Genomic DNA, 24,746 nt, shown 5'->3' on the forward strand with positions numbered 1-24,746 from the left:
GCGGTTCAGGCGGCGGAAAGCGGTTCGTGGGCGACGGGTGCCGGCACCTCGCCGCCCTCGTCCGCCGGCAGGCGCGGCAGCCCCTCGAACCCGGCGCGCGCCGCGACAATCCGCTCGCGCAGATCCGCCAGCACGCGCGCGGTCCCCGCGAGACTCTCGTCCGCGCGTCCCGCGAGCCCGAAATCCAGCCACAGGCTGCGCACACAATACTCGGTCAGGTCGCGGCGCCGCGCGTCGAGCTCCGCGGCATATCCATCGAGACGCGCGACCAGCTCGTCGATCTGCCGCGTACGTGCGCCGATGTGCGCCGGACCGTAGCGGCGCTGCCGCGTGTGCGTCAGGCGCAGCGCCTGCGCCCCGCCCTTCGCATCGCCGATCTCGTCGGCGAGATCGCCGGCGGAGAAGCGCAGCCGGCCGCTTTCGTCGTAGTCGAGGTCGTTCGCGTTGCGCTCGGCCTGCAGTTGCGCCTCGAAGGCCTCGACGATGCGCGTGACGCGCGGCGGCGCGAACGCCTCGCGCACCCCGAGGCGCACGCACAGCCAGTCGCCGAGCGCGGCCTGGCGCGGCGCGTCGGGCGCGGTGCACCACGGCAGCAACAGCAAATCCCACAACGACACGGCGCCCCGTCCCTCGCTCGCGGCGGCGATGCGCAACAGGCGCGCCGCCTTCACCCAGCGGCGGTCCGACACGTACACCTCCGCCGCGGCAAGATGCGCGCGCAGCTCGGCGAACATCGCAGTCACCGCGGCCGGCAAGCTCACCCGTCCCGCCGCGGCATCGAGTGCGGCGAGGTCCGCGGCGTCGAGCGCGTCTCTTTCGTCCGGCGCCCGCCAGGCCCGCGACGGATCGCCCCCCAGCAGCTCGGCGAAACCCTCCGCACTCACCGGCACCACCGTCACCCGCAGCAGGAAGCGGTCGAAGAAAGCCTCCGCGACCTCGTCCTCGGGCACCTCGTTCGTCGCGCCGATCGCACTGATCAGCGGGCAGCGCTGCCGCCCCGCGCCGTTGTCGAATTCGCGCTCGTTGAGCAAGGTCAACAGCGCATTGAGGATCGCGCTGTTCGCCTTGAAAACCTCGTCGATGAAAGCGATCGACGCGTCGGGCAGAAAGCCCGCGGTGTGGCGCTCATAGCGATCCTGCTCGAGCGCCTGGATCGACAGCGGCCCGAACAACTCCTCCGGTACCGAAAAGCGCGTCAGCAGCCGCTCGAAGTAGCGCGCGTCGCGAAAAGCGAGATGCAGCCGGCGTGCGAGCTCGCTCTTCGCGGTGCCCGGCGGACCGACCAATAGCGTGTGTTCGCCCGCGAGCGCCGCGAGCAGCGCGAGGCGCACGACATGGGAACGCTCGACGAGGCCGCGCTCCAGCGTCGCGATGAGGCTGACGAGACGGTCGCGGAGAGACTCACGAAGAAAGGGAACAGGTGGGCGGTCGGGGGCCATTTGGCGATATTAGCGCGGCCCGCCGGCAAGGGAATTGATCCCTGCAAAGTTTGCCCGGTCCGCTTCAATCGTCCTTCATCAGCTCGCGATGCACGCGCACGGCGGTGACCCGCGGCCGGATGACCCGCCCGCGCGCTTCCACGTTCGCGCGCGTGAAAGCTGCGCCCAGCAGCAGGATCAGCGACGAGTAATTCACCCACATCAGCAACAGGACCAGCGAACCCGCCGCTCCGTAGGTCGACGCGGTCGCGGTCGTCGACAGGTAGAGGGCGATCAGACTGCGCCCCACCGCGAACAACAGCGCGGTGACCAGCGCCCCGAGCCACACGTCGCGCCAGCGCAGCACGACGTCCGGCAACACGCGGAAGATCGTCGCGAACAACAGCGTCACGACGAACAGCGACACCCCCCAGTCCAGCAGCAGCAGGAGCGGTGGCGGAATCGGCACCCAGTCGCTGGCGAACGCGACCACCGCCTGCACTGCCACGCTCAACAGCAGCGATACCAGGAGCACGAAGCCGATCGCCAGCACGATCGTCATCGACAACAGACGACCCTTCAGGTAGATGAAGATGCTGCTGCGCGTCGGCCGCGGCGCGACGCACCAGATCGCATTGAGCGCGGCCTGCATCTGCGCGAACACCGTCGTCGCGCCGAACAGCATCGCGCCGAAGCCCGCCAGCGTCGGCAGAATGCCGCTCTGCTCGATGCGACTGGCCTTCACCGCGGTCTGCACCGCCTGTGCTGCCTGCGCGCCGATCGCCGCCTCCAGCTGCTGCGCCATCTGCCCCTGTGCCGCGGACTCGCCGAGCACCAGACCGACGATCGTCACCGCGACGATCACGACCGGCGCCACCGAAAACACCGTAAAGAAGGCGAGCGCCGCGGCGTGCACAAACACCTGGGCGTCCAGCCACAGGCGCACCGTCTTCTGCAGCACCACCATCCAGTAACGCGCCCAACTGTTCATCGCCGCCGCTCCCATCCGATGATCCCTTTTAGCCCATCCGGATAAGGACGACAAGCTGACGGACCACCGCGCTCACGTGCTGGCGTGCTCTGCCCCCGCAAGCAGGCTGCGGATCACCGGATGATCGACCTTGCGCTGCGCCGAGATCGCATAGAAGTGCTCGACCACGTCCGGGCAGCGCCCCAGCAGCGCCAGACCGCGCGTGCGGGTGAACTCCTCCGACGACAACTCGGGGGCCGGAAAGGCACCAAGCCCGCTTTCGCCGAAGGTCGCCAGTAGCGCGCTGTCCTCGAACTCGCCGACGATGCGCGGACGAATGCCATGACGCGCGAGCCAGTCGTCGAGGCGGCTGCGCACCGCCGAATCCGTCGTCGGCAACAGCAAGGGAAGTTCGGCGAGGCAGGCAGGGAAGTCCAGCTCGACCTTCGCGGCGATGTCCGCCCGCACGTACCACGCGATTGGCGATTTCCCCAGCCGGTGGCTGAACACCCGCAGGTTCGGATTCGCCGGCGCGGGCCGGTCGGCCAGCACCACGTCCAGCCGATGCAGGGCTAGGTCGGCGAGCAGGTCGTCGAAATCGCCCTCCTGGCATTGCAGGCGCAGGTTCGGCGTCTGCACCGCGGGTTGCAGCAGATGCCGCACCGCCAGCTTCGGCAATGCATCGGAGATCCCGACCGCGAGGCGCACGCCCTGCGCATTCGCCGCCTCCTGCACGGCCGCCGGCAAGGCCTCACCGAGCTGGAAGATCTGCTCCGCGTAGCGCACCGCCGTCGCACCCGCATCGGTGAGCTCGATCCCTCTCCCCACCGACTTGAACAGCGAGTAACCCAGCGAGCGTTCGAGTTCGCGCACCTGGGTGCTGACGGTCTGCACCGCCATCTCGAGCCGCTCCGCGGCCCGCGCGATACCGCCCTCCTTCGCGACGACCCAGAAGTAATATAGGTGACGGTAGTTGAGCGGCTGCATGTTAACTTCCCTTTTTCCTGAGTTAACATACTTTAAATTCATCTTCCACAGAAGTCCAAGGCTCCGTATCCTCCAAACGTCGTGTGCACCGATCGGTGCACCGGATCGCGTGCCCCCGGCAAGGGTGCGCGGGACACGGAACTCAAACGCTCGAAGGAGACCCTGCCCTTATGAAACTCACCCGACTCCTGCTCACGGTCTGCGCGCTCGTCGTGAGCGTCGGCCTGACGGCGACCGATGCCGAAGCCAAGCGCCTCGGCAGCGGAAAGTCGTTCGGCACGCAGAGCAGCACTGCGCAATCGTCCACGACCACCGCCCGCACGGCAGACACCCCGACCGCACCGACGGCCGCTGCCGCGCCCGCCCAGGCCCCGCGCAAGAACTCGTGGCTCGGCCCCGTCGCCGGCCTGGCCGCCGGCCTGGGCCTGGCCGCCCTCGCCTCGCACCTCGGCATGGGCGAAGAGTTTGCCAACATGCTCATGATCGGCCTGCTCGTGTTCGCCGCAATCGCCGTCTTCCGCCTGGTGATGCGCAAGCGCACGCAGCAGCCCGCGATGCAGTACGCAGGCATGGGCGCCGGTGGCGGCAGCATCCCGATGCAGTCGCAAGCGCAACCGGCCTATGGTAGCGCCGCACCGGTCGCAGCTCCGGCGAACAACGCCCTGCCGGCAGGTTTCGATGCAGAAGGCTTTGCCCGCCAGGCCAAGGTGAATTTCATCCGCCTGCAGGCCGCCAACGACGCCGGCAACCTCGATGACCTGCGCGAGTTCGTGACCCCCGAGGTCTTCGGCGAACTGCAGATGCAGATCCGCGAGCGCGGTACGGCCCCGCAGCAGACCGAAGTGATGGAGCTCAACGCCGAAGTCGTCGAATGCGTCGAGGAAAACCGCCGCTACCGTGTCGCAGTCCGCTTCCGCGGCCTGATCCGCGAAGAAGCCGGCGCCGCTCCGGTCGACTTCGACGAGTTCTGGCACCTGACCAAGCCGGTCGACGGCAACCAGGGCTGGCAGGTCGCGGGCATCCAGCAGCTGAACTAAAACCCCCTGCCCACCAGAGAGAGCAAAGGGCGACCGGCCGCAAGCCGGTCGCCCTTTTTCATTCGCGTTGCGGCTCAACCACGCCCGTCACCGAACCTGATCTCGCCCGCCTTGTCGGGGTGCCTGCCCCGTCGGCCCGCATAGAAGTCGCGGATCGTCACCAGGTCGCACTCTGCATCGCCGCTGAGCGTCACCCACGCCCCGATGCCCACCTCGCGGCGACCGTAGTCGATAAACGCGAGTCCGAGCGGAACCCCCGCCTGGACTGCAAGGTGATAGAAGCCGGACCTGAGGTGCGGCACATGGCCGCGAGTTCCCTCGGGCGCGATCGCGATCAGCAGGCGCTCCGACTCCGCAAAGCGACGCACCAGCTGCCCGACGAATCCCGTGCTGACGCGCCGATTCACCGGAATGCCGCCCAGCCAGCGGAACAGCCCCCCGAGCGGCGGACGAAAGAGCGAATCCTTCGCCACGTAGGAAATCCTCAACCCCGATGCCGATCGTGCCAGCACGCCGAGCGGGAAATCCCAGTTCGACGTATGCGGATACACCATCACGACCCCTTTCGGGCCGGGCGGCGGCACAATCACCAGGCGCCAGCCAGCCAGACGCAACAACAGCCGCGCCAGCATCAAACCTCCTCTCTCAAGAACGCGAAGCCACTGAAATTGAAGACGATTCGTGGTCCGCACGAAAACCCGGCACTATCCGATAAATGCGGTGGCAAGACAACCTGCGAGGGTCGGCGAGAAGATTTTCGAAAATAGTTCTTGCCCCCCTGCTAGAAGTTCGCTATAGTTCTGTTTCTCCGACGCGGGGTGGAGCAGTCTGGCAGCTCGTCGGGCTCATAACCCGAAGGTCGCAGGTTCAAATCCTGCCCCCGCAACCAAACAAGCCAAGGGCCTGCACTTCGTGCAGGCCCTTGTCGTTTCCGGCTTTGGCGCAATCTCGCGCAAAGCCCGCCTGCTCCCACCAAGCGGATTCGAGAATGGGGCAGTGTGCGCAAGCAAGCCCTTGCACGCCCAGAAATTCCAGCCGGCAATTCCATCTACAGCAGCCGATGCTCCCCTATGCGAGCTGCGCAGCGAGGCTTCGTGCGAGCTGCTGGAGTTCGACTGCATCCTCGAGACCGTCGAGGAAGCGGCCGGGGATGCCCGACAGTCCGCACTGGGCGCCGACCAGTGCGCCGGCGAGCATCGCGCGGGCCTCGTTCTGACCACCACCGTTAATGGCGTGCAGCACGGCCGACTCGAAATCGTCGTGGAAGCGCGCCGCAAGATAGTAGACGGCCGGCAACACGTGGTAGGCCGCGCAGGGCATCCCGTAGACGAGCGAGACCTTCCACGCGGGTTCGATGCGGATGTCGGGATCGGCGGCGGCGCGGGCAATGTATGACGGGGTGAGCAGCGCGTCGGGTGACGCAAAGCGTCCGGTGTGCGAGGGTTCGGCTTCGCCGCGGCGCGGGGCCTCGAGTTGTCGGGTCGTGACCGCATGGAAAGGCAGGTCACCGGACTTGACCAGGCGCATGAGCTTCCCTGAGAGGTGGGCGTCCAGTTTCTCCCCCTGTACCAGCAGGCCGAGGACGGCTCCATACGCCACGGTCAGCGATACGATCAGTTCGTCGGTCTGGGTGAGGAGCGTGTTGCGGGCGATCGCGTCGGCCAGCCGATGCGGCTCCCCGGCGTAGCGCACGGCGAGCACCAGCGAGCGCTCGATCGCTTCGGTGGTATCCGCGTGTCCGCCGGTTAGCGACCATGGCAGGCCCTGCCCTACCCGCCGGCGCCATGCTTCACGGATCGACTGACTGGTGTAGCCGCCGGGCCCGGACATCGGCGTGCCATCGAGCCGGGGAAAGAGCTCCTCGTCCATACGACGGCAGAAATCCGCCTCTTCGTAATCGCCACGCTCGACGACGGACTGCAGCAGCATCTTCATGATCAGGCCGGCTTGCGACAGTTGCCCCGCTGCCATCCCTTCGTGGTAGCGCCCGGGCCGCGGGCTCGTATAGTCGGTGATCCAGTCGCCGTAGTCGCGACGCAGTTCGTCGAGGTCGTAGTACCAGTGGGGGCCGAGCCCGAGCGCGTCGCCGATGAAGGCGCCGAGTATGGCGCCCGCGGCGCGGTCCTGTGTCGTTGAGTGTGCCATCGCGTCCCTTCCTGATGCTGTCATCGACCAGATTTTCGACGCATCGGCGGGGTGGGCGTTCCCGTCACCGTCTTCGCTGCGGGACATCTGCAACACTTACTTACGCGGCGTGCACCGGGCCGGGCCGCAAGGTGACGCCTGCAAGGCACATACCCATCGCAGATGAACCCGGGCTATCGCACCCATGCATAGAAATCGATAGAAACAGCAATGCAACGCGGCTAAGGTGAGTATCGCTTCTGCTGCATTCACCCTTGCAAGGAGAGGTCAACATGAGCAACGAGAACAAGTGTCCGTTTGCCGGCATGCATGGTGCGCGCGCAACGGTCGGCGTTCGGTCGAATCGGGACTGGTGGCCGAACCAGTTGAACCTGAACATCCTGCACCAGCACGCTCCGGCCTCCAGCCCGATGGGCGCCGACTTCGACTATGCCGCGGAATTCCGGAAGCTCGACCTGGCCGCGCTGAAGCAGGATCTGTATGCGCTGATGACGGATTCGCAGGACTGGTGGCCCGCCGACTGGGGGCACTACGGCGGCCTGTTCATCCGCATGGCCTGGCACAGCGCCGGCACCTACCGCACGGGCGACGGCCGTGGCGGCGGCGGCACGGGGAACCAGCGTTTTGCGCCGGTCAACAGCTGGCCGGACAACGGCAACCTGGACAAGGCACGCCGCCTGCTCTGGCCGATCAAGCAGAAGTACGGCAACAGGATTTCCTGGGCCGACCTGATGATCCTGGCGGGGAACTGCGCGCTGGAATCGATGGGCTTCAAGACCTTCGGCTTCGGTGGCGGCCGCGCCGACATCTGGCAGCCGGAAGAGGATATCTACTGGGGCAACGAAGACACCTGGCTCGGCGACAAGCGCTACAGCGGCGACCGCGAACTGGCCAATCCGCTGGCCGCCGTGCAGATGGGCCTGATCTACGTGAACCCCGAAGGCCCGAACGGCAACCCGGATCCGGTGGCCTCGGGCCGTGACGTGCGCGAGACCTTCGCGCGCATGGCGATGAACGACGAAGAGACCGTGGCGCTCGTTGCCGGCGGTCACACCTTCGGCAAGACCCACGGCGCCGGTGACCCGGCACTCGTCGGGCCCGAACCCGAAGGCGCCCCCATCGAGGCGCAAGGGCTGGGCTGGATCAACCGCTTCGGATCCGGCAAGGGCGGCGACACCACCACCAGCGGCATCGAGGGCGCGTGGAAGCCCAATCCCACGACGTGGGACAACGGCTACTTCGACATGCTCTTCGGCTACGAATGGGCGCTGACCAAGAGTCCGGCCGGCGCCCACCAGTGGGTGGCAATGGACGTCAAGCCGGAAGACATGATTCCGGACGCGCACGACCCGTCGAAGAAGCATCCGCCGATGATGACCACGGCCGATCTGTCGCTGCGTTTCGATCCGATCTACGAACCCATTTCACGCCGCTTCCATAAGGACCCGCAGGCCCTGGCCGATGCCTTTGCGCGCGCGTGGTTCAAGCTGACCCATCGCGACATGGGGCCCAAGGTCCGCTACCTCGGCCCCGAGGTGCCGGCCGAAGACCTGATCTGGCAGGATCCGATTCCCGCCGTCGATCACCCCCTGATCGACGCCAGGGACATCGCCGACCTGAAGGCCAGGATCATGGGTTCGGGCCTGTCGGTGGCCGCGCTGGTTTCCACCGCCTGGGCCTCGGCTTCCACCTTCCGCGGCTCGGACAAGCGTGGCGGAGCCAACGGTGCGCGCATCCGCCTCGCGCCGCAAAAGGACTGGGAAGCGAACCAGCCGGAACAACTGGCCAAGGTGCTGGCGACGCTCGAGGGCATCCGGCAAGCGTTCAACGGCGCCCAGACGGGCGGCAAGAAAGTCTCGATGGCCGACCTGATCGTGCTCGGCGGCGGCGCGGCAGTCGAAGCTGCCGCCAGGGCAGGCGGGCACCCGGTGGATGTGCCCTTCACCCCGGGCCGCGGGGACGCCCTGCAGGCGCAGACCGACGTGGAGTCGTTCGCCGTGCTGGAACCGCTGGCCGACGGTTTCCGCAACTACCAGAAGCAGGCGTGCACCGTGCCAGCCGAGCAGATGCTGGTGGACAGGGCGCAGCTCCTGACCCTGAGCGCGCCCGAAATGACGGTGCTGGTCGGTGGCCTGCGTGTATTGGGCGCCAACGTCGGGAACTCGCCGCACGGCGTGTTCACGCAGCGGCCTCAGACGCTGACCAACGACTTCTTCGTCAATCTCCTCGACATGCGAACGGTCTGGAACCCGGTCACGGATGCGGGGGACCGCTTCGAAGGGCGTGACCGCAAGACCGGCGAAGCCAGGTGGACCGGCACGCGCGTGGACCTGATCTTCGGCTCCAACTCGCAGCTGCGCGCATTGGCCGAGGTGTATGCGCAGGACGACGCGCAGGCGAAGTTCGTGCGCGACTTCGTTGCGGCCTGGAACAAGGTGATGAACCTCGACCGCTTCGACGTGAAGTGATCCGGGGAAGGCGTTCCGGGGGGCTCGCGGCAAGATGGTCACGCCGGCTTCCGGAACGCCGATGAACGTCCTGGCGCGGTCCCCAAACCGGCCGCGCCGGGGCTTTCAGGCCCCCTGACTCCGATCAAGGTCCCGACTTTCCGCCCATTGCTGCACCTGGGCTGCAACCCACGGGCCGTCATCCAGCGGAATGTCGTGGCCCGCCCGTGGATGAATACTGATTGGACAGTTCCATGCGCGCGCAAGGGCCACGGAACAATCCACATGAACCAGCCCGTCATTGCGGCTGGCAAGAATCAGCAGTGCCGTCCCCGGATTTTCCTTCCCCGCACGGTATCGCGCGGCCGCGCACAGCTGGCGCCACGCATTCTTCCTCGTGACCGGATATTCCGCACGGAAGGTGACCCAGGAGTCCAGCACGTCTGCCGCACCGACGCGCAGCCGGCTCGTCAGCGAGAGGATCCTTTCCTCCCATTCGCGCCTGCTCCCCCCGAACAGCGCCAGCTTCAGCAACGGCAGGTAGCTGCGCGGGCGCAGACGCCGATAGAACGGGCTGAACGGGCGCAAGCTGGTGTTGATCAGGACACAGCGGGCAATCTCGCCCGGGCACGCGTGCGCCCACGCCACTGCGACCATCGCACCGAGCGACATCGCCAGCAGGTTGTAGGGGGGCGCGATGCCGAGCCGTGACAACGCCTTTTGGCAGTAGGCGGCGATCTCGCGCACGTCGGTCGGGCTGGTCAGGTGATGCAGCGCGCCGTTCCCGGGAAGATCGATCGTCACGACACGCGAATCCGGCATGGTTCGGCGGAACGTGTCCACGAAGTCGCCCCAGTGACGACTTTCCCGCGTGAGACCGCGGAGCAAGATCCAGGTCGTCATCGGCTCATCGGTACCAGTGAGAGACGGCAAGCTCGTGGTGTCTGGCACGCGCCTCCCCCTCCGGCAGCCATAGCCGGTAGCTGCACGTCGCCCGCGCCAGGAAATCCAGCAGCGACAGGTGGTGGCGGAGCACGCGCTGCTGCCGGTGTGCGACCTGGGGATTGAAGATTCCCTGTCGCGAGAACAGCTGACGCGGATTCTTCTTGATCCACAACCAGGCCCCCATCTCCAGCGTCAGCGGCAGGAAGACGCGCCCGGCCGTCTCGCAGGCACGCAGGTGCAGGAAATCCCACAGGTCGCCATGCGTCAGATATTGGCGGCTTTGCGGTTCGAAGATGTACGGATGATGCGTATGCGTCTGGCGAAAGATCTCCTTCAAGGCGTGAATTTCCGCGAGGTGGCGCAACGGTATGCGCGTGTGGGCGTACGGAAACCAGACGCGGTCGACCAGCCCGAATCCCGAATGGCAGTCGAGGGCGATGCTGAAGTCCCGCGTCAGCAGTTCCTCGCCGACGGCTTCGCACAGCGCGCGACTCTCGGTTTCCATTGCGCCGTTGCGATGACCGCGATACCACGGCAAGCGGGAGCTGAGACGCTGTCCGCCGATCAGCGGCGGCACACGCTCGTGCGCGTCGAGCGGCGCGTTGCGCATCAGATCGACGCCGTTCGGATTGGCACGCGTGCCGCGCCACATGCCGCCGGGATTCACGAGGGGCATGAAAACCAGACGAACGGATTCCAGCTGCCGATGCAGGGTGGAGTCCCACCGCAGGCGCATGACGAGGTGCCTCAGGTAGGCGATCACGACGTCGGCACCGATCCTTTCCAGCCCGTGCACGCCGCCGAAGAAACCGATTGCGGGCACCGCACGATCCGGATTACCCAATGCGATCGCGTAGAGCGGGAATCGGGTGCCGGATCCACCATCGATTTCGGCCACGACACGCGTCTCGAGGTACCCCCTCCCCGCCTCGATGACGTTTTCCAGTTCGCTCAGCTCGGAAATCGCAGAATTCGCCACGATCGAACCGTCAGAAAAGCTGGAATGGGAGCGTGGGCAGGGCGTAGCCCCGGAAGCGACAGGCATTGCCTTCCCGTCCTGATCGCGCACGCGTCGTCCTGCTGAAACGAGATTGCCATGTTCCCTTGATAGGGTGAGCAGAGTCAGTCATCGCAGACACCCGGGAGCGCCAATGAGGTGGAGATTCTTCGATCTGCAACGAATCATCGACGAGATGTTCGTGGACGACTGGCTCTATCCGTGGCAACCGGACGCCGTCAGCACCGGAGCCTCGCAATGATCGCGGATACCCATTCGAACGCATGAAAAGCCTGAATTCGATGCCGGAGATGCTGTTCTGCCACTGCTGCCGCGTTCACCACCCCCGCGATGAGATGGACCGCCATCTCACCCGACACGGTTACCGCTGGCGTTGCCGGCGCTCGATCGAAGCCGCGCAGGGCAGCATCGCCGAACGTGACGCGTTCGGCAGGCAGCAATCGCAAATCAATCGAGATCTTGCGCGCCAGAAAGCGAAACGGCAATTCCTCTCCATGCAGGATAGGCGATTATTGCCTTGAACCCGGGGGCCTTGATCACGGCCCCGGAAACGTATCGGCCCGACCAACGACAACAAATCCATAACATCTGCCTGTTATGTAGACGGACGTGAGCCTGCACCGCAGGCTCGCACCGAAGTCCCCCCGCTGCCCACCGATAGCCACTGGAGTAAGCAATGATCGCCACCGCAGAAAAATTCGTCGATTCCGGCAAGGCCGGCCTCGACACGATGACCGCCGTGTTCAACATCGCCTTCGACACCAGCGCACGTCTGATGGCGCTGAACCTCGGCACGTCGCGCACCCTGCTGCAGGACGGAGCCAGCCGTGCCACCTCGTTGCTGGATCCGCAGAAGACGGGCGAGCGCCTCACGCACGACATGGCGCTGGGCCAGTCGGTGATCGACAATGCGACCGCGTGCGTCCGCGGCGCCTACGAGATCGTCAGCGACGGACAGCAGGCGATCCTGCAACTCATGGAGCCGCGCATCGCCGAATTCAACCGCGAGCTCACGGCCAACATCGACAACGCAGCCCGCTCGGCGCCCGCCGGCACGGATCTCGCACTTGCCGCCGTGATGTCCGCCCTCCAGCTCGCCAAGCGCGCCACCGGCACCGGCACCGGCGAAGCGGCCAGCGAAAGCCTGACCGAATCGCATGAGGAAACCTCCCGTCGGACGCGGAAATCGGCCTGAAGCATCGCTCCATCCATCTCCACCGTCTGAGGCGGTAGCCACCCGCACGTTTCCGGGTCATCGCTGACCGTACTCACACCGATCCCTGCGCACCCGATGGTGGTGCGCAGGGATTTTTTTTGCCGCCGAACTCAGGCAATCGCCGGAAAACGCTTGAGCCGCAGTACCGCAACGGCCGCCCTTGATCTCCCGATAAAAGCGTATAAACTGTTTTAACGATATAAACCGTCATCAACCGGACGATACGTGCGGAAAGATGAAGCGGGCGCAGGACAGGGTTGATCTCTGCAACCAGACGCAGACGGGAAAGGAGGGTGTGACGAGGCGTCTGCAAAGGCTCCGGCGGCTTGCCGTCGCGGCCCGACCTCCCCGGCCGGCCGGCCGCGGTTCCACACACGAAGAATGCTCACGGTCATCGACGGCGACGGCGCAGGCGCGCGCCCTTCCAACCGCCACAAGAAGATCCTCGAAACCGCCCGCCACATCGAACGACATGTTCGCGCGGGGCATTTCAGCATCGGGCAAACCCTGGCGAAGGCGCTCACGCCGATAGAGCGGGCATTCGTCACCGAGCGGATGTTCCGCAACGGCTTGGGCGAAGACATCGTCGTGCGGGTGCTCGCACCGTAGCGCCTGCCCGGCGTCGCCGCCAGCCGGACAGGCCGGCGACACGCGCGCTACTTGGCCGGGCGCCCCGTCTTGATCCGCTCCACGCCATCGAGCGTCGCGAGGAAGGCCGCGTCCGGCATCGCCACCAGGGCCGCCAGCCCCGCCCGCAACAGCTCGCTCTTCTTGATTTCGCGCCCGGACTTCAGCGCGCGCTGCTTGAGTTCGCCGAGCCGGGCGTGATCCGCCGCCGGAAACGTGAAGCTGTCGCGCACGAGCTTCGGTTTCCTGAGACCGTTCCTCCTGCCCTTCCCGTCCTTTGCCGCAGCGTCGTCCGCGACGGCTGCAGTCGGCGTCCGGTTCGCCGCGGCGGCTGCCGGAGCCCCGTCGATGCCCTTCCCACCCGACCGCGCGCGCGGTGCGGCCACCGGATCCGCGGGGGCGCGGCCGCGTGCGCTGGAAGAACCTTTCATCAGACACCTCACTCGCAACCGTTAAAACCGTATAAACACATTATGCGGGATTGACCGCCAGAACAAGGCGAGCCCCGCGCACTGCATGCCCGGCGGGGCACTGCCGGACGAACTGGCCACGCCGGCCGCGGCACCTCCAGGACAGTCGAGCAGGCACGCGCCTGATCATAAATGTGCACGAAGGCCTCGACCGATGACGTTCATGTGAATGAAACATCTTGCAACATGCTCAATCGGCGGGCACACACACGCGGCATCGTTACGTCGCGGACTTGCGATCACTGCACACAGGTTATGCACAGGTTTTCCCACAGAGTGTGTGGATAAAATCGTTGCAACCGCCTTTGGATTGGTTCCGGCTATAGACTGCACAGCAGACCGCTCATGCGGAACCGCTTCTTTCCCATAGGACGTGCCCCACCCATGAATCATCTACGCACCCGCGCAGTGCATGCCGGGCAAGAGCCCGATCCGGCGAGCGGCGCGATTGCCACGCCGATCAGCCAGACCTCAGCCTTCGCGTACGGCACGCTGGAGAACGGCGCGGCGATCTTTGCCGGCGAGGCCGACGGGTACCGCTACAGCAGGTTCGCCAACCCCACGGTCAAGGCGCTCGAGGACAAGATTGCCGATCTGGAAGGCGCCGAGGCGGCAGTCGCCTTCAGCAGCGGCACGGCGGCGGTGTCGTCGGTGGTGCTGTCGCGGCTCTCGCCCGGCGACGAGATCGTGTTCCTCGGGCCGCTTTACGGCGGAACGGAAAGCCTGTTCAACGCCTTCGGCGATCGCTTCGGCATCCGCGTCGTCGACGCGGCCGAGCGCGGACTCGAAGCGAGCCTCTCCCCTGCCACGCGCCTGATCTGGGTCGAGACGCTGACCAACCCCACGCTGCACCTGCACGACCTGGCGGCCGTCGCCGCGCTTGCGCGGGCGCGCGGCATCACGACAGTCGCCGACAACACCTTCTGCTCGCCGTGCCTGACCCGGCCGCTCGAACACGGCATCGATCTGGTGATGCATTCGATGACGAAATACCTCGGCGGGCACGGCGACAGCACCGGCGGCGTGCTGGCCGGCGCGGAGCGGCTGATCGCCCCGGTACGCGCGACCGGGATGGGGCACGTCGGCGGCAATCTCGCCCCGCACGAGGCCTTCCTGATCCTGCGCGGCGTCAAGACCCTGCCCCTTCGCATGGCGGCGCATTGCGAGGGTGCGGCCGAAGTCGCGGCCTTCCTGTCGACACACCCCGCGGTCGCCGCGACACACTACCCCGGGCTTGCGAGCCACCCCCAGCACACGCTGGCGCGGCGGCAGATGGAAGGCGGATACGGCGGCATCGTTTCCTTCGACCTGGCGCGGGGCAGCCGACGGGCGGCCGCGGCACTGCTGGACAATCTGAAGCTGTTCACGCAGGCCGTGTCGCTGGGCGATGTCGACAGCCTCGCCTGCCATCCTGCCAGCACCACGCACAGTTTCATCTCGCCCGAAGCGCGGGCGCGCAGCGGGATCGGCGAGGGGCTGATCCGCCTCAGCGTGGGGATCGAGCACCCGCAGGACCTGATCGCGGACCTCCGCGAGGCGCTCGCCGCGAGTGCTGCGGCCGAGTAGCCGGGGCGACCAGGAAATGCCGGGGGGAACGCCTTATGTCAGCGCATTGCACAACTCGCCCAGGCTCGACAATTCCAGGTCCGGCCGCTCTTCGTGCGGCCACAGCGCCTGTGTCCGGTTGAGCCAGGCCGCCTGCATCCCGGAATTGCGCGCACCGAGGACGTCCAGCAGCGCGTCGTCGCCCACGTGCAGCACCTCCTCCGGCTGCACTCCCGCCGCCTGGGCGGCGGCATGGAAGATCCGGGGATCGGGCTTGGACAACCCGACCTTGATCGCGGCGACGCTGGCGACGAAGAACGGCTCCAGTCCGATACGCCCGAGCTCGGCGTTTCCGTTGGTGAGGCTCACCAGCGGATAGCGCGCAGCCAGGAATTCCAGGGCGGGCAGCGCGTCGGGAAAGAGGGTCACGTTGTGGCGCTCGGCGAAGAAGAGCTCGAAGGCGGGCTCCGCCAGTGCAGGATCGTCTCCCGCGCTGCACAGTGCGACGCGGATCGACTCGCGGCGCAATGCGGCAAGGTCATGCGCAAGGTCCGGCCGCTGCAGCTCCATCGCGTTGCGGATCTCGCGCAACGCCTGCGGAGTGGCGAACCGCGCCGCCGTCATCGGTGCGTTGAGCGCGAGCCATTCATGGAGCACCGTCTCCGCGCGCTCGATGGTGGGCCAGATGGGCCACAGGGTGTCATCCAGATCGAGCGAAATGGCCCGGATTGTTCGCAGGTTCAACATGTGGGCGAGCTTACCTCATGGCTCGTGGCCAGCGTTCGTGCATGAGCGAGCAGCCCCTTGTCCAGAAGCAGTCTCCGCATGCTGTGTGCCAGCACCGACGGCAACTGCGCATCGCCAATCCACGCGAAGCCGTCGACTTCGGGCACTTGCCGGCCGGTCGAGTAGTGTGCGAAGTAGCTGGTGCATCGGCAAAGCTCGGGACGGGTCTCGGTTGAGGTGGTGCCGACTGCGAAGAGGTGCAAGTCCTTGCCCCGGTAGTACGCGCAGCGGCCGAGATCGACGAGGCGATCGGGCGTGAATTCGAGGCCGAATTCCTCCCGCGCCTCTCTGAGTGCGCAAGTCGCGGGATCTTCGCCTTCATCGATGAGCCCCTTGGGGAGATCCCAGTGGCCGCTCCCCGTCGAGTGACCGAGAAGCAGTTCGGCCCGCTCATTGATGACCAGCAGACCGCAGGAGAGTTTGTTGGCTGTCATGGCGATTGGCGCAGTTTGTCGGTCCGGCATGAATAGCCATGGGCCTGCGGGCGGGTCCCCTTGCCGGCACCGGCTCTGATTGGCGAGATGCTCCGCCGGGCAAGCGATCGGGCGGACAACGCGATTATTACCGCAACTTCGTCGCGTTTCATGTCGGGACGCAGATTATTCGAGTTTCCGGTCCTCGCGCTTGGCTGCCGCCATTGCCTCCGGCTCCAGCGCTTCGGCACGGCAGTTGAAGTGGACGAATACTCCCCAGCCGGCAAGGAGAAGCGCGACGGCGAAAATTATGCCGGCCGCATAGAGCAGATGCACCGGGTCCTCGTTCGCGCCCTTGAACGTCGCAACGAGTCCTTCGATTGCGAGTGCGACGACCACGACCACCATGAATCGCGACAGGAACCGCCGTACGCGTGTCGGTCCGCTGATATGGGCGTCACGGATGACCTCCTCCTCGGAAATGGTCTGCGCGATCTGCAGCGCCACGACCGCAGCAGCCAACAAGCCGACCGCTTCGATGACCCCTTGCGCTGCGATTCTGTCCAGCCCCGTGGCGACGGCCGTACCGCCGATGTGTGCAGCAATAACAATGAGCACGAGCGCGGCGCACGCGAACAGCAGCGCCATTAGCCCGTGAATGATCGAGAACACACGTATGAGCGTTTTCAAAGGCACATCCTTGGATAGACGGCGGGGCACCAGACCGTCAACCGCCGGCGATTGATTGGAGGGTGCGCCGATACGTCGGAAGCCGGGGTCCGCCGGTTGCCACGGCACGTTCCGCCGCGTCCCGCGCTGCCTGCGCCTGGCCCCGCTCATGCAGGATCTGGGCGAGGTTGTTCCAGGCATCGCCGGAATCCGGGTGATCGGCCGCCGCCCGCCGGAAGGCGGATTCGGCCGACTCGGTGTCGCCGCGGCCGTATGCGATGTTGCCGAGGCCCATGCGGGCGACGAGATTGTTCGGCCACCGCCCGAGTGCCGTGCGGTATGCCTCCTCGGCGGCAGCCGGGGCGACCCGTTCCAGCGCCACCGCCGCGTTCACATAATCGGCTTCGGCGGCCGTGGCGGGAAGCCGGTCGGGCGGCAGCGCGACGAACGCCCACCGCCCGGATTTCGCCCAGCTGCGGTCGAAGGCGTCGATGTCCATGACGAGGCGCTTCTCGCGTCCCGAGCGCAGCACCACCTCGCGGCTGCGCAGGTCGTAGCCCACCACCACCGCGTAGTGCCACTGAGGCGCCCAATCGAGGCGGAGGTTCTGCAGCACCACCACCGGATGGCCCGCGGCCAGTTCCTTCAGGAGCGCCTGCGGTTCCGCGGCGAGAGGATAGGCCACGGCACCGGAGCGGCGCGCCGCGGCCAGCATCTCGGGCTGCAGGCTTCCCTGGCGGGCGGGAATGTAGACCTCATTTACGAGATCCTCGGGCGCCCGCCGGATGCCGGCACTACCCAAGGCCGTAGCCAGCGCGGCAGGGCCGCACAGGTACTCCTCCTGCGGGTGGAACGGGGCATCCGTCCTTTCGGCCCACGCCGGGAACGGGTCACCCGGCGGGTTGCCCCAGTCTCCCGGCGGAAGGCTCGCACAGGCGGCCAGCAGCAGGGCTGCGGCAACGCTCAGGCAAGATGCGGGAAGTTTCACATCAGAGCGCAATCACCACGAGGATCGCGACGAGGACGATGAGGATCCACTCCATCGTCGTGATGTTGCCCCCTGCCGGCATCGAGTCGATGCGTTGCGCGAGGGCATGGATTTCCTGCTGGTCCAGGGCCGCAACGCGGTCGGCGGCGACGATCCCGTCCACGCCCATGGTCTGGAGCCGTTCCTTGACGGTCGCCTGTTCGAGGAAGCGTTGAACCTTGGCGCGGTCGGCATCTGCGGATTCGTGGCTGGCGACGTCCGGGGTGGCCACCAATTCGGCGCGCAGGGCCGGTGTATGGAAGCCGACAGCAAGCGCGAGTAGCGCGATCGGAGCGAGTCGGGCGGAATTCTTCTTCATGATCTTCTCCTTCTCCAGCTGGACAAGTGCTCATTCGACACCCTTGGCCCGTGAAGATTGCAGCGGAATTGTCATGAAACCTTTCAGAACCCGCCCGCGTTGCTCCCTTCCGAAGAGCGCCCGCACACTGCGGGTGTGGGCCGTGCGACCGAAACCGGCAAGGGGTTCCGGCTGCACGAGCAGCGCAAGCTTGTGTTACGCGATCAGCGTGCAGCCAGCTTGGCGGCGATCTGGGCGACGTGCTTGCCCTGGAAGCGGGCGATCGCCAGTTCGTTCTCGCTCGGCTGGCGCGAACCGTCGCCCGCGGCCAGCGTCGTCGCGCCGTAGGGGCTACCGCCGGTAATCTCGTCCATGGTCATCTGCCGCGTTTCCGAATACGGGCAACCGACGATCACCATGCCCTGGTGCAGCAGCGTGGTGTGGAAGCTGGTGATGGTGGTTTCCTGCCCGCCGTGCTGCGTGGCGGTGCTGGCGAATACGCTGCCGACCTTGCCGATCAGCGCCCCGGACATCCACAGGCCCCCGGTCTGATCGAGGAAGTTGCGCATCTGCGAGGCCATGTTGCCGAAGCGCGTCGGCGTACCGAAGATGATCGCGTCGTAGTCCGGAAGTTCGGCGACGGTGGCGATCGGCGCGGCCTGATCGACTTTCATGCCCGACTTGCGCGCGATCTCTTCCGGAACCAGCTCCGGAACCCGCTTGATAGTCACTTCGGCGCCCGCGTCGCGCACGCCTTCGGCAACCGCGGCGGCCATCTTTTCGATATGCCCGTAGGATGAATAGTACAGAACGAGAACCTTGGCCATGACAACTCCTCATCTATCGATCGGATACGTTCAACTGCCTGTTCCAGCGTCGTGAATGCATCATCCGGGCGTCTCATCGATGTCATGCCGGCAGGTCGGTAAACGCGGTGCCTGCCGCATTCATTCCGAGGTACTGGAAATTGTCTCGACCCGGCGCCCGTCGAGTGCCGCTTCAGTGTAGCGAGGCGAAGTCGAATGCGTCCATCTCCACACGTAAGGACGCACGGATAGACCGATTGACTACGCACTGCCCTCTTCGGTCGATTCAGCCCCGCCTGGCACGGCACTTCGGAAGCGCTACGGACCGGGCGGTCGCGATTCGCGCCTACGAAGAGAGGCCGATCGTCGTTCCTGCCATGTCGCGGATTTCGCTGTCACCGAGGACATGGTCCGGACTGTCCGTCAGGCGCTCCACCGCGAAGTCGATGAACTTGCGCACCCGCGCTGGTTGCGCGCGCCGGCTTCCGTAAAAGAGGTGGACGCTCATGTGGTCGGTCATGTACTGCGTGAGCAGCGGCACAAGACGGCCGGCACGCAAATGCGGCACGGCGGAAAAACCCGCGAGTTGGCCGATCACCATTCCGTCGAGCACCGCCTGCAGTTCCGTTTCGGCATCGTTGGTCGACAGGGCCGGCGGAAAATCGCGCTGGACCACTTCGTTGCCGATCTTCAGGAACCACGGATAGACCAGGCCGGTCGCCGGATGGCGAAACACGCTGCACCGATGGGCCGAGAGTTCGTCCAGGCTCTTCGGAACCCCGTAGCGCTCGAGATATGCCGGGGCGGCGCAGATAATCAGCGGCACCACGAAGAGCTTGCGCGCGATCAGGCCCTCCTCCGGCGGCGAGCCGATCCGGAATCCCACGTCCGCGCGCTCCTGCACCCAGTTCGCGATCTGGTCGTCCAGATGGAGGTCGGGCTGCACGTCCGGATGTTGCTGGCAAAACGCGTTGATCACCGGCCACAGAAGCGACGCGAAACTCGATCGCGGTGCGATGATGCGCAGGGGCCCGGCGATTTCATCCTTGGCAACCGTTACCCGCCGCAGCGCGCGTTCGAGCATCGCCATCGCGGGCTGGGCCGATTCCAGAAATTGTCGCCCCTCCTCGGTCAGCGCAATGTGCCGGGTGGTACGGTGCAGCAGACGCACGCCGAGGTGCTGTTCGAGCTGCGCCACGGCCTGGCTGGCGGCCTGCGGACTCACGCCCAGCGCTGCGGCGGCCTTGCGCAGGCTGCCCAGCTCCACTGCCTTCGTGAAGGTGCTGATGGCGCGCATCTCGTTGATCGGCATCCGACCTCTCCAAGGTGTTAGCAGAAACGGGCGACGGGAGATTAGCAAGTTTCGCTTGCTAGTGGTTCAAGATGTTGCTCGCTATTCGATGAACAATACACGCCATAAGCTTCACGGCAGGCAAGAAAAGAAGCTCCGACTCGCGCCCGTCCCCGCTTTGGCCTCCGTAAATACCCGTGCCGCCGCGCCCAACATCCGACTGATGCAGGATCGAACCGCCATGATCACTCTCGATATCAACGGCCACGAGCACACGCTCGACGTCGCGCCCGACACGCCCTTGCTGTGGGCACTGCGGGACACCCTGGGTCTCACCGGCACCAAGTTCGGCTGCGGCGCCGCGCTGTGCGGCGCCTGTACGGTGCATCTCGACGGTCAGGCCGTCCGATCGTGCATCACCCCGATCTCCGCCGCGGCTGGCAAGAAGGTCACCACCATCGAAGCGGCCACCGACGGCGGCGACCGCATCGGCGCCGCCGTGCGCGACGCCTGGGTCAAGCACGACGTGGCCCAGTGCGGCTACTGCCAGAGCGGACAGATCATGAGCGCCACCGCGTTCCTGAAGTCGCTGCCGCAGGGCAAGCAGCCCACGCCCGAAGAAATCGACGCAGCGATGGCGGGCAACCTCTGCCGCTGCGGTACCTACGCCCGCATCCGCGCCGCCATCGCCGACGCGGCCCGCACGATTGCCTGACAGAGACCGACATGCTGCCCGATACCTTTCCCGACCCACTGCCGCCCGCCCTGCGCGACCTGCTGCAGCGTGACGATCCCGCTCCGCACGCCGCAATGTCCCGCCGCAGTTTCCTGAAACTGACCGGACTGGGGGGCCTGGCGCTGGGCGCCTTTCCGCTGATAGCCGCAGCACAAGGTACTGCCGCGAAGACCGAATCCCTCAAGCCCACGCAGCAGCCGTCCGCCTTCCTTCACATCGATGCCGACGGGGTGGTGACCGTGGCGATCAACCGCCTCGAGTTCGGCCAGGGCGTGCAGACGGCCCTGCCGATGATCCTGGCCGAGGAGCTGGACGCGGACTGGAGCAAGGTGCGGACGCGCTTTGGCGACAGTTCCCCCGCCTATGCCGATCCGGCCTACGGCATGCACATCACCGGCGGCTCCAATTCGGTGAAGAACAGCTTCGTCCAGTACCGCGAGCTCGGCGCCCGCGCCCGCGCGATGCTCCTTTCCGCCGCCGCGGCGCGCTGGAACGTCGACGTGGCGGCGCTGCGCACCGAATCGGGCAAGGTGCTCGGCCCGGGCGGGCGCAGCCTTGGTTACGGCGAGCTGGCCGAAGCCGCGATGGCGCAGCCCGTTCCCGCACGCGTCGCGCTCAAGGACCCGAAGAATTTCCGCCTCATCGGACGGGCGACGCCCCGCCTCGATGGCGGAGCGAAGAGCAGCGGCCGGCAGGACTTCGGCATCGACGTGCACCTGCCGGGCCAGCTCACCGCGGTGATCGCACACCCGCCGGTGTTCGGCGCAAGGCTGCGCACCGTGGACGACAAGGCTGCGCGCCGCGTCAAAGGGGTGAAGGCGGTGCTGCGCGTCCCGCTTGAACGCGGGGGCGAAGGTGTCGCGGTGCTGGCCGACGGCTACTGGCCGGCGAAGCAGGGTCGCGAGGCGCTGGCGCTGGAGTGGGATACGGCCGGCGTCGAACGCGTCGACAGCGCGCGCCAATTGGCACAATACCGCGAGCTCGCCGCGCAACCCGGTCCGCGCCATTTCGATGCGGACATGACGCCGCTCGATAACGCGCCGCACAGGATTGAAGCGGAGTTCGTCTTTCCCTACCTCGCGCACGCGCCGATGGAGCCGCTCAACTGCACCGTGCGGATCGGCGCGGACGGGGCCGAGCTGTGGGTCGGCACCCAGTTTCCCGGCATCGACGGACAGGCCGCGGCGCGCGTGTTCGGGCTGAAGCCCGAGCAGGTCAAGGTGCATGTGCAGATGGCCGGCGGCGGTTTCGGCCGCCGCGCGGTCGGCTCGAGCGACTACGTGGTCGAGGCCTGCGAAATCGCCAAGGCGGCCCGCGCCGCCGGATTCGATGCGCCGGTGCGCATGGTATGGAGCCGCGAGGACGACATCCGCGGCGGCTATTACCGTCCCATGCATCTGCACCGCGCACGCATCGGCTTCGACGGGCGCGGCCGCGTCCTCGCCTGGGATCATGTCCTGGTCGGCCAGTCGATCGCCGCGGGCACGCCGTTCGAGGGCGGCATGATCAAGAACGGCGTCGACCGCAGCGCGGTGGAAGGCATGCGCGAACCCTATCCGCTGCCGATGCGCCTCACCGTCCACCATCCGAAACTCAACGTCCCGGTACTGTGGTGGCGCAGCGTCGGCTCCACCCACACTGCCTTCGTGATGGAGACGCTGCTCGACGAGATCGCGCGTGCGACGCAGCAGGATCCGGTCGCCTATCGCCTGGCGCTCTTCGGCGACCAGCACCCGCGCCACCGTGCCGCGTTGCAACTGGCGGTGGACAAGAGCGGCTACGGCAAACGGCGCCTGCCCGCAGGCCGTGCCTGGGGCGTGGCGGTGCATGAGTCCTTCAGCTCGGTGGTCGCTTACGTGGTCGAAGCCTCGCTGCAGCAGGGCCGGCCGGTGCTCCACCGCGTGACCGCCGGCGTACACTGCAATCTCGCCGTGAATCCGCGCGGCGTGGAAGCGCAGGTGCAGGGGGCTGCGATGATGGCGCTGTCGATGTGCCTGCCGGGTGCGGCGATCACATTCAAGGACGGTGAGGTCGAGCAACGCAACTTCGACGCCTACACGGTCGCACGCATCACCGAAGCGCCCGAGTTCGACGTGCACATCGTCCCCAGCGCCGAACCGCCCACGGGCATGGGGGAGCCGGGCCTGCCGCCCCTGGCGCCGGCCTTCGCCAATGCGATCGCGCGGCTGACGGGACAGCCGATTCGCGAACTGCCCTTCCAGCTCGCCTGAACGCGCCCGGACGGTACGCGGACATCATCGGAGGAACACGATGGAAGATCTCGACACCCTGGTTCTGCGCACCGCGTGCGCGTGGCAGGCGGACGGCCTGCCGGTCGTGCTGGTCACCGTCGCCCGCACCTGGGGTTCGTCGCCGCGCCCGCCCGGCTCGCTGATGGCGATCAAAGCCGACGGGGCAACCGTCGGTTCGGTGTCGGGCGGCTGCATCGAGGACGACCTGATCGAGCGCATCCGGGCCGGCGGCATCCACGCGGCCTGCCCTGCCCTCGCGCCGACCGTGCAGCGCTACGGCATCACCGCCGACGAGGCGCACCGCTTCGGCCTGCCGTGCGGCGGCACCATCGAACTGGTGCTGGAACCGGTGTCGCCGCACAGCCGGCTGGACGAACTGCTGGCAGCGTGCGAGCAGCGCCGCAGCGTCGAACGCATCCTCGATCTCGCCACCGGCGGGGTCGAGTTGCGCGACGGGCGCCGCGATGGCGTGCCGCATCTGGACGAACGGCGTCTCACGACCTATCTCGGGCCGCAGTTCCGCATCATCGTCATCGGCGCCGGCGACCTGTCGCGTTTCCTGTGCCAGATTGCGCTCGGCCTGGGATTCGAGGTGATCGTCTGCGACCCGCGCATCGAACGCCACGCGGCCTGGTCCCTGCCGGGCGTCGGGATCAGCCGCGAGATGCCGGATGACCTGATCCTGCGCCTCAAGCCCGACGCGCGCACCGCAGTGGTGGCGCTGACGCACGACCCGAAGCTCGACGACCTCGCGCTGATCGATGCGCTGCGGTCCGACGCCTTCTATGTTGCTGCCATCGGTTCGCGACGGAATACGTCATTGCGGCGCGAGCGGCTGGGCACCCATTTCGGCCTGACCGAGGCGGAACTGGCGTCCCTGCACGGCCCGGCGGGACTCTACATCGGCAGCAAGACCCCGGCCGAAATCGCGCTGTCGATCATGGCGGAAGTGGTCGCGGTGAAGAACGGCGTCGCGCTGCCGGCGCAGGCCCGCGTCGATACGGGCAAGTCCGGGCAATCGACGCCGGTCGAAGCGGGATGCGGGGTGTGACGGGGCGAAGAGAAGGATCGGAAACCCGTCGCGCCACCGCAGACCACGCCTAGCGCTGGAAGCAGGTCTCCGTTCCGAAGTTTCCGCCCTTGAATTCGGGCTCGTAGTAGTACTTGGTGAAGGTCCACTTGCCGTTCTTGCCCTTCGCGAACGACGCGATCCCGGTACCGTAATCCTTGGGCGCCGGGTCGGTGTTCGCGAAGTAGATGCCCATCTCCCGGCCCTTCGTCGCAGCCTGGCCGGGGTACTCGCCGTATCCGGACACCTCGAGCTTGAAGCGATAAGCCCCGTACTCGCCGTGGCTCTGGGACGGCACCAGTTCCAGCGTCACGACGCCGTTGTACGGCCCTTCGCGGCTGTCCATGCCGCGGCAGTCATAGACGCCGCTGTAATCCACCCCCTTGAACGGCACGGGCGCCATGCGCCTCGAGGCGGGCTTCGCGGCGGACGTCTCCTGCGCCAGCGCGGGGGCCGAGCACAGCATGAGCACGAGAAATGCGGACGACGGAATTTTCATTGGAGCACGGTGTCGATGAAGATTCGATATTCTAAATGCGAAGCGCTGCAGGACTTCCGCATCCGAGCTGAAGGT

25 protein-coding genes and 1 tRNA gene are annotated in these 24,746 nt (G+C 66.6%); 10 read left to right on the forward strand and 16 right to left on the reverse strand.

Annotated elements, in window-relative coordinates:
- Window positions 1-5: 5 nt before the first annotated feature.
- The 3 genes from BW991_RS04840 to nhaR form a co-directional block, all read right to left on the reverse strand.
- A complete protein-coding gene (locus BW991_RS04840) occupies window positions 6-1,439 on the reverse strand; it encodes an AAA family ATPase (RefSeq protein WP_076600935.1) in 1,434 nt (477 codons plus the stop codon).
- A 64-nt stretch (window positions 1,440-1,503) separates the two neighbouring features.
- A complete protein-coding gene (locus BW991_RS04845; protein ID WP_076601015.1) occupies window positions 1,504-2,409 on the reverse strand; it encodes a YihY/virulence factor BrkB family protein in 906 nt (301 codons plus the stop codon).
- A gap of 72 nt (window positions 2,410-2,481) precedes the next feature.
- Window positions 2,482-3,375: a transcriptional activator NhaR gene (gene nhaR, locus BW991_RS04850; RefSeq protein WP_076600936.1), complete on the reverse strand. Its 894-nt coding sequence runs from the start codon at window positions 3,373-3,375 to the stop codon at window positions 2,482-2,484.
- Between the two features lie 170 nt (window positions 3,376-3,545).
- Here nhaR and BW991_RS04855 point away from each other — a divergent pair, with 170 nt between their 5' ends.
- Window positions 3,546-4,412 carry a Tim44 domain-containing protein gene (locus tag BW991_RS04855; protein WP_076600937.1) on the forward strand — a complete coding sequence of 289 codons (867 nt, stop codon included), beginning with the start codon at window positions 3,546-3,548 and terminating at the stop codon, window positions 4,410-4,412.
- A 74-nt stretch (window positions 4,413-4,486) separates the two neighbouring features.
- On the opposite strand, the gene BW991_RS04860 is transcribed toward BW991_RS04855, so the two are convergent.
- The gene (locus tag BW991_RS04860) at window positions 4,487-5,044 is read right to left on the reverse strand and encodes a 1-acyl-sn-glycerol-3-phosphate acyltransferase (RefSeq protein ID WP_076600938.1); all 558 of its coding nucleotides are present in this window, start codon (window positions 5,042-5,044) and stop codon (window positions 4,487-4,489) included.
- 180 nt (window positions 5,045-5,224) lie between these two features.
- Between BW991_RS04860 and BW991_RS04865 the strand changes: the two genes are divergently transcribed.
- A tRNA-Met gene (locus BW991_RS04865) sits at window positions 5,225-5,301 on the forward strand.
- Between the two features lie 179 nt (window positions 5,302-5,480).
- On the opposite strand, the gene BW991_RS04870 is transcribed toward BW991_RS04865, so the two are convergent.
- Window positions 5,481-6,557, reverse strand: a complete 1,077-nt coding sequence (locus BW991_RS04870) for an ADP-ribosylglycohydrolase family protein (RefSeq protein ID WP_076600939.1) — start codon at window positions 6,555-6,557, stop codon at window positions 5,481-5,483.
- Window positions 6,558-6,829: 272 nt separating this feature from the next.
- On the opposite strand from BW991_RS04870, the gene katG reads away from it, so the two are divergent.
- Window positions 6,830-9,025, forward strand: coding sequence for a catalase/peroxidase HPI (gene katG / locus BW991_RS04875; RefSeq protein WP_076600940.1), 2,196 nt, complete (start codon window positions 6,830-6,832; stop codon window positions 9,023-9,025).
- A gap of 105 nt (window positions 9,026-9,130) precedes the next feature.
- Here katG and BW991_RS04880 read toward each other — a convergent pair whose 3' ends face one another.
- Both BW991_RS04880 and BW991_RS04885 read right to left on the reverse strand, forming a co-directional pair.
- On the reverse strand, window positions 9,131-9,907 hold the full coding sequence (locus BW991_RS04880; RefSeq protein WP_076600941.1) for an alpha/beta fold hydrolase: 777 nt from the start codon (window positions 9,905-9,907) through the stop codon (window positions 9,131-9,133).
- A gap of 4 nt (window positions 9,908-9,911) precedes the next feature.
- Window positions 9,912-11,018, reverse strand: a complete 1,107-nt coding sequence (locus tag BW991_RS04885) for a M14 family metallopeptidase (RefSeq protein WP_244551614.1) — start codon at window positions 11,016-11,018, stop codon at window positions 9,912-9,914.
- Window positions 11,019-11,230: 212 nt separating this feature from the next.
- On the opposite strand from BW991_RS04885, the gene BW991_RS04890 reads away from it, so the two are divergent.
- The 3 genes from BW991_RS04890 (at window position 11,231) to BW991_RS04900 (ending at window position 12,792) form a co-directional block, all read left to right on the forward strand.
- Window positions 11,231-11,488, forward strand: a complete 258-nt coding sequence (locus BW991_RS04890; RefSeq protein ID WP_076600943.1) for a hypothetical protein — start codon at window positions 11,231-11,233, stop codon at window positions 11,486-11,488.
- 155 nt (window positions 11,489-11,643) lie between these two features.
- Window positions 11,644-12,162: a phasin family protein gene (locus BW991_RS04895; RefSeq protein WP_076600944.1), complete on the forward strand. Its 519-nt coding sequence runs from the start codon at window positions 11,644-11,646 to the stop codon at window positions 12,160-12,162.
- Window positions 12,163-12,564: 402 nt separating this feature from the next.
- On the forward strand, window positions 12,565-12,792 hold the full coding sequence (locus BW991_RS04900; protein WP_050415078.1) for a hypothetical protein: 228 nt from the start codon (window positions 12,565-12,567) through the stop codon (window positions 12,790-12,792).
- A 47-nt stretch (window positions 12,793-12,839) separates the two neighbouring features.
- Here BW991_RS04900 and BW991_RS04905 read toward each other — a convergent pair whose 3' ends face one another.
- A complete protein-coding gene (locus tag BW991_RS04905) occupies window positions 12,840-13,241 on the reverse strand; it encodes a hypothetical protein (protein ID WP_212566858.1) in 402 nt (133 codons plus the stop codon).
- A 423-nt stretch (window positions 13,242-13,664) separates the two neighbouring features.
- On the opposite strand from BW991_RS04905, the gene BW991_RS04910 reads away from it, so the two are divergent.
- Entirely contained in the window at window positions 13,665-14,846 is a 1,182-nt protein-coding gene (locus tag BW991_RS04910; RefSeq protein WP_076600945.1) for a trans-sulfuration enzyme family protein, read from the forward strand.
- 33 nt (window positions 14,847-14,879) lie between these two features.
- On the opposite strand, the gene BW991_RS04915 is transcribed toward BW991_RS04910, so the two are convergent.
- The 7 genes from BW991_RS04915 to BW991_RS04945 form a co-directional block, all read right to left on the reverse strand.
- Complete coding sequence (locus BW991_RS04915) at window positions 14,880-15,572, reverse strand: HAD family hydrolase (protein WP_076600946.1); 693 nt, start codon at window positions 15,570-15,572, stop codon at window positions 14,880-14,882.
- Window positions 15,566-16,045 carry an NUDIX hydrolase gene (locus tag BW991_RS04920; protein WP_076601017.1) on the reverse strand — a complete coding sequence of 160 codons (480 nt, stop codon included), beginning with the start codon at window positions 16,043-16,045 and terminating at the stop codon, window positions 15,566-15,568. Before BW991_RS04920 ends, BW991_RS04915 begins: the two co-directional genes overlap by 7 nt.
- Window positions 16,046-16,210: 165 nt before the next feature.
- On the reverse strand, window positions 16,211-16,714 hold the full coding sequence (locus BW991_RS04925) for a hypothetical protein (RefSeq protein WP_076600947.1): 504 nt from the start codon (window positions 16,712-16,714) through the stop codon (window positions 16,211-16,213).
- 37 nt (window positions 16,715-16,751) lie between these two features.
- Entirely contained in the window at window positions 16,752-17,681 is a 930-nt protein-coding gene (locus tag BW991_RS04930) for a PA2778 family cysteine peptidase (RefSeq protein WP_076600948.1), read from the reverse strand.
- A 1-nt stretch (window position 17,682) separates the two neighbouring features.
- Entirely contained in the window at window positions 17,683-18,039 is a 357-nt protein-coding gene (locus BW991_RS04935) for a PA2779 family protein (protein ID WP_076600949.1), read from the reverse strand.
- Window positions 18,040-18,242: 203 nt separating this feature from the next.
- Entirely contained in the window at window positions 18,243-18,845 is a 603-nt protein-coding gene (gene wrbA, locus BW991_RS04940) for an NAD(P)H:quinone oxidoreductase (RefSeq protein WP_076600950.1), read from the reverse strand.
- Between the two features lie 325 nt (window positions 18,846-19,170).
- Window positions 19,171-20,136, reverse strand: coding sequence for a LysR family transcriptional regulator (locus tag BW991_RS04945; protein WP_076600951.1), 966 nt, complete (start codon window positions 20,134-20,136; stop codon window positions 19,171-19,173).
- Window positions 20,137-20,356: 220 nt separating this feature from the next.
- Between BW991_RS04945 and BW991_RS04950 the strand changes: the two genes are divergently transcribed.
- Genes BW991_RS04950 through BW991_RS04960 form a run of 3 tightly spaced genes read left to right on the forward strand, consistent with a single transcriptional unit; the run spans window position 20,357 to window position 24,154 of the window.
- Window positions 20,357-20,830 (forward strand): (2Fe-2S)-binding protein, encoded by a 474-nt coding sequence (locus BW991_RS04950; RefSeq protein ID WP_076600952.1) that lies wholly within the window; start codon window positions 20,357-20,359, stop codon window positions 20,828-20,830.
- A gap of 11 nt (window positions 20,831-20,841) precedes the next feature.
- The gene (locus BW991_RS04955; RefSeq protein ID WP_076600953.1) at window positions 20,842-23,082 is read left to right on the forward strand and encodes a xanthine dehydrogenase family protein molybdopterin-binding subunit; all 2,241 of its coding nucleotides are present in this window, start codon (window positions 20,842-20,844) and stop codon (window positions 23,080-23,082) included.
- Between the two features lie 40 nt (window positions 23,083-23,122).
- On the forward strand, window positions 23,123-24,154 hold the full coding sequence (locus BW991_RS04960; RefSeq protein ID WP_076600954.1) for an XdhC family protein: 1,032 nt from the start codon (window positions 23,123-23,125) through the stop codon (window positions 24,152-24,154).
- A gap of 49 nt (window positions 24,155-24,203) precedes the next feature.
- Here BW991_RS04960 and BW991_RS04965 read toward each other — a convergent pair whose 3' ends face one another.
- Window positions 24,204-24,671 (reverse strand): hypothetical protein, encoded by a 468-nt coding sequence (locus BW991_RS04965; protein ID WP_076600955.1) that lies wholly within the window; start codon window positions 24,669-24,671, stop codon window positions 24,204-24,206.
- Between the last annotated feature and the right edge of the window lie 75 nt (window positions 24,672-24,746).

Origin of the sequence: Aromatoleum tolulyticum, assembly GCF_900156155.1 — a bacterium.
GTDB classification, from domain to species: Bacteria; Pseudomonadota; Gammaproteobacteria; order Burkholderiales; family Rhodocyclaceae; genus Aromatoleum; species Aromatoleum tolulyticum.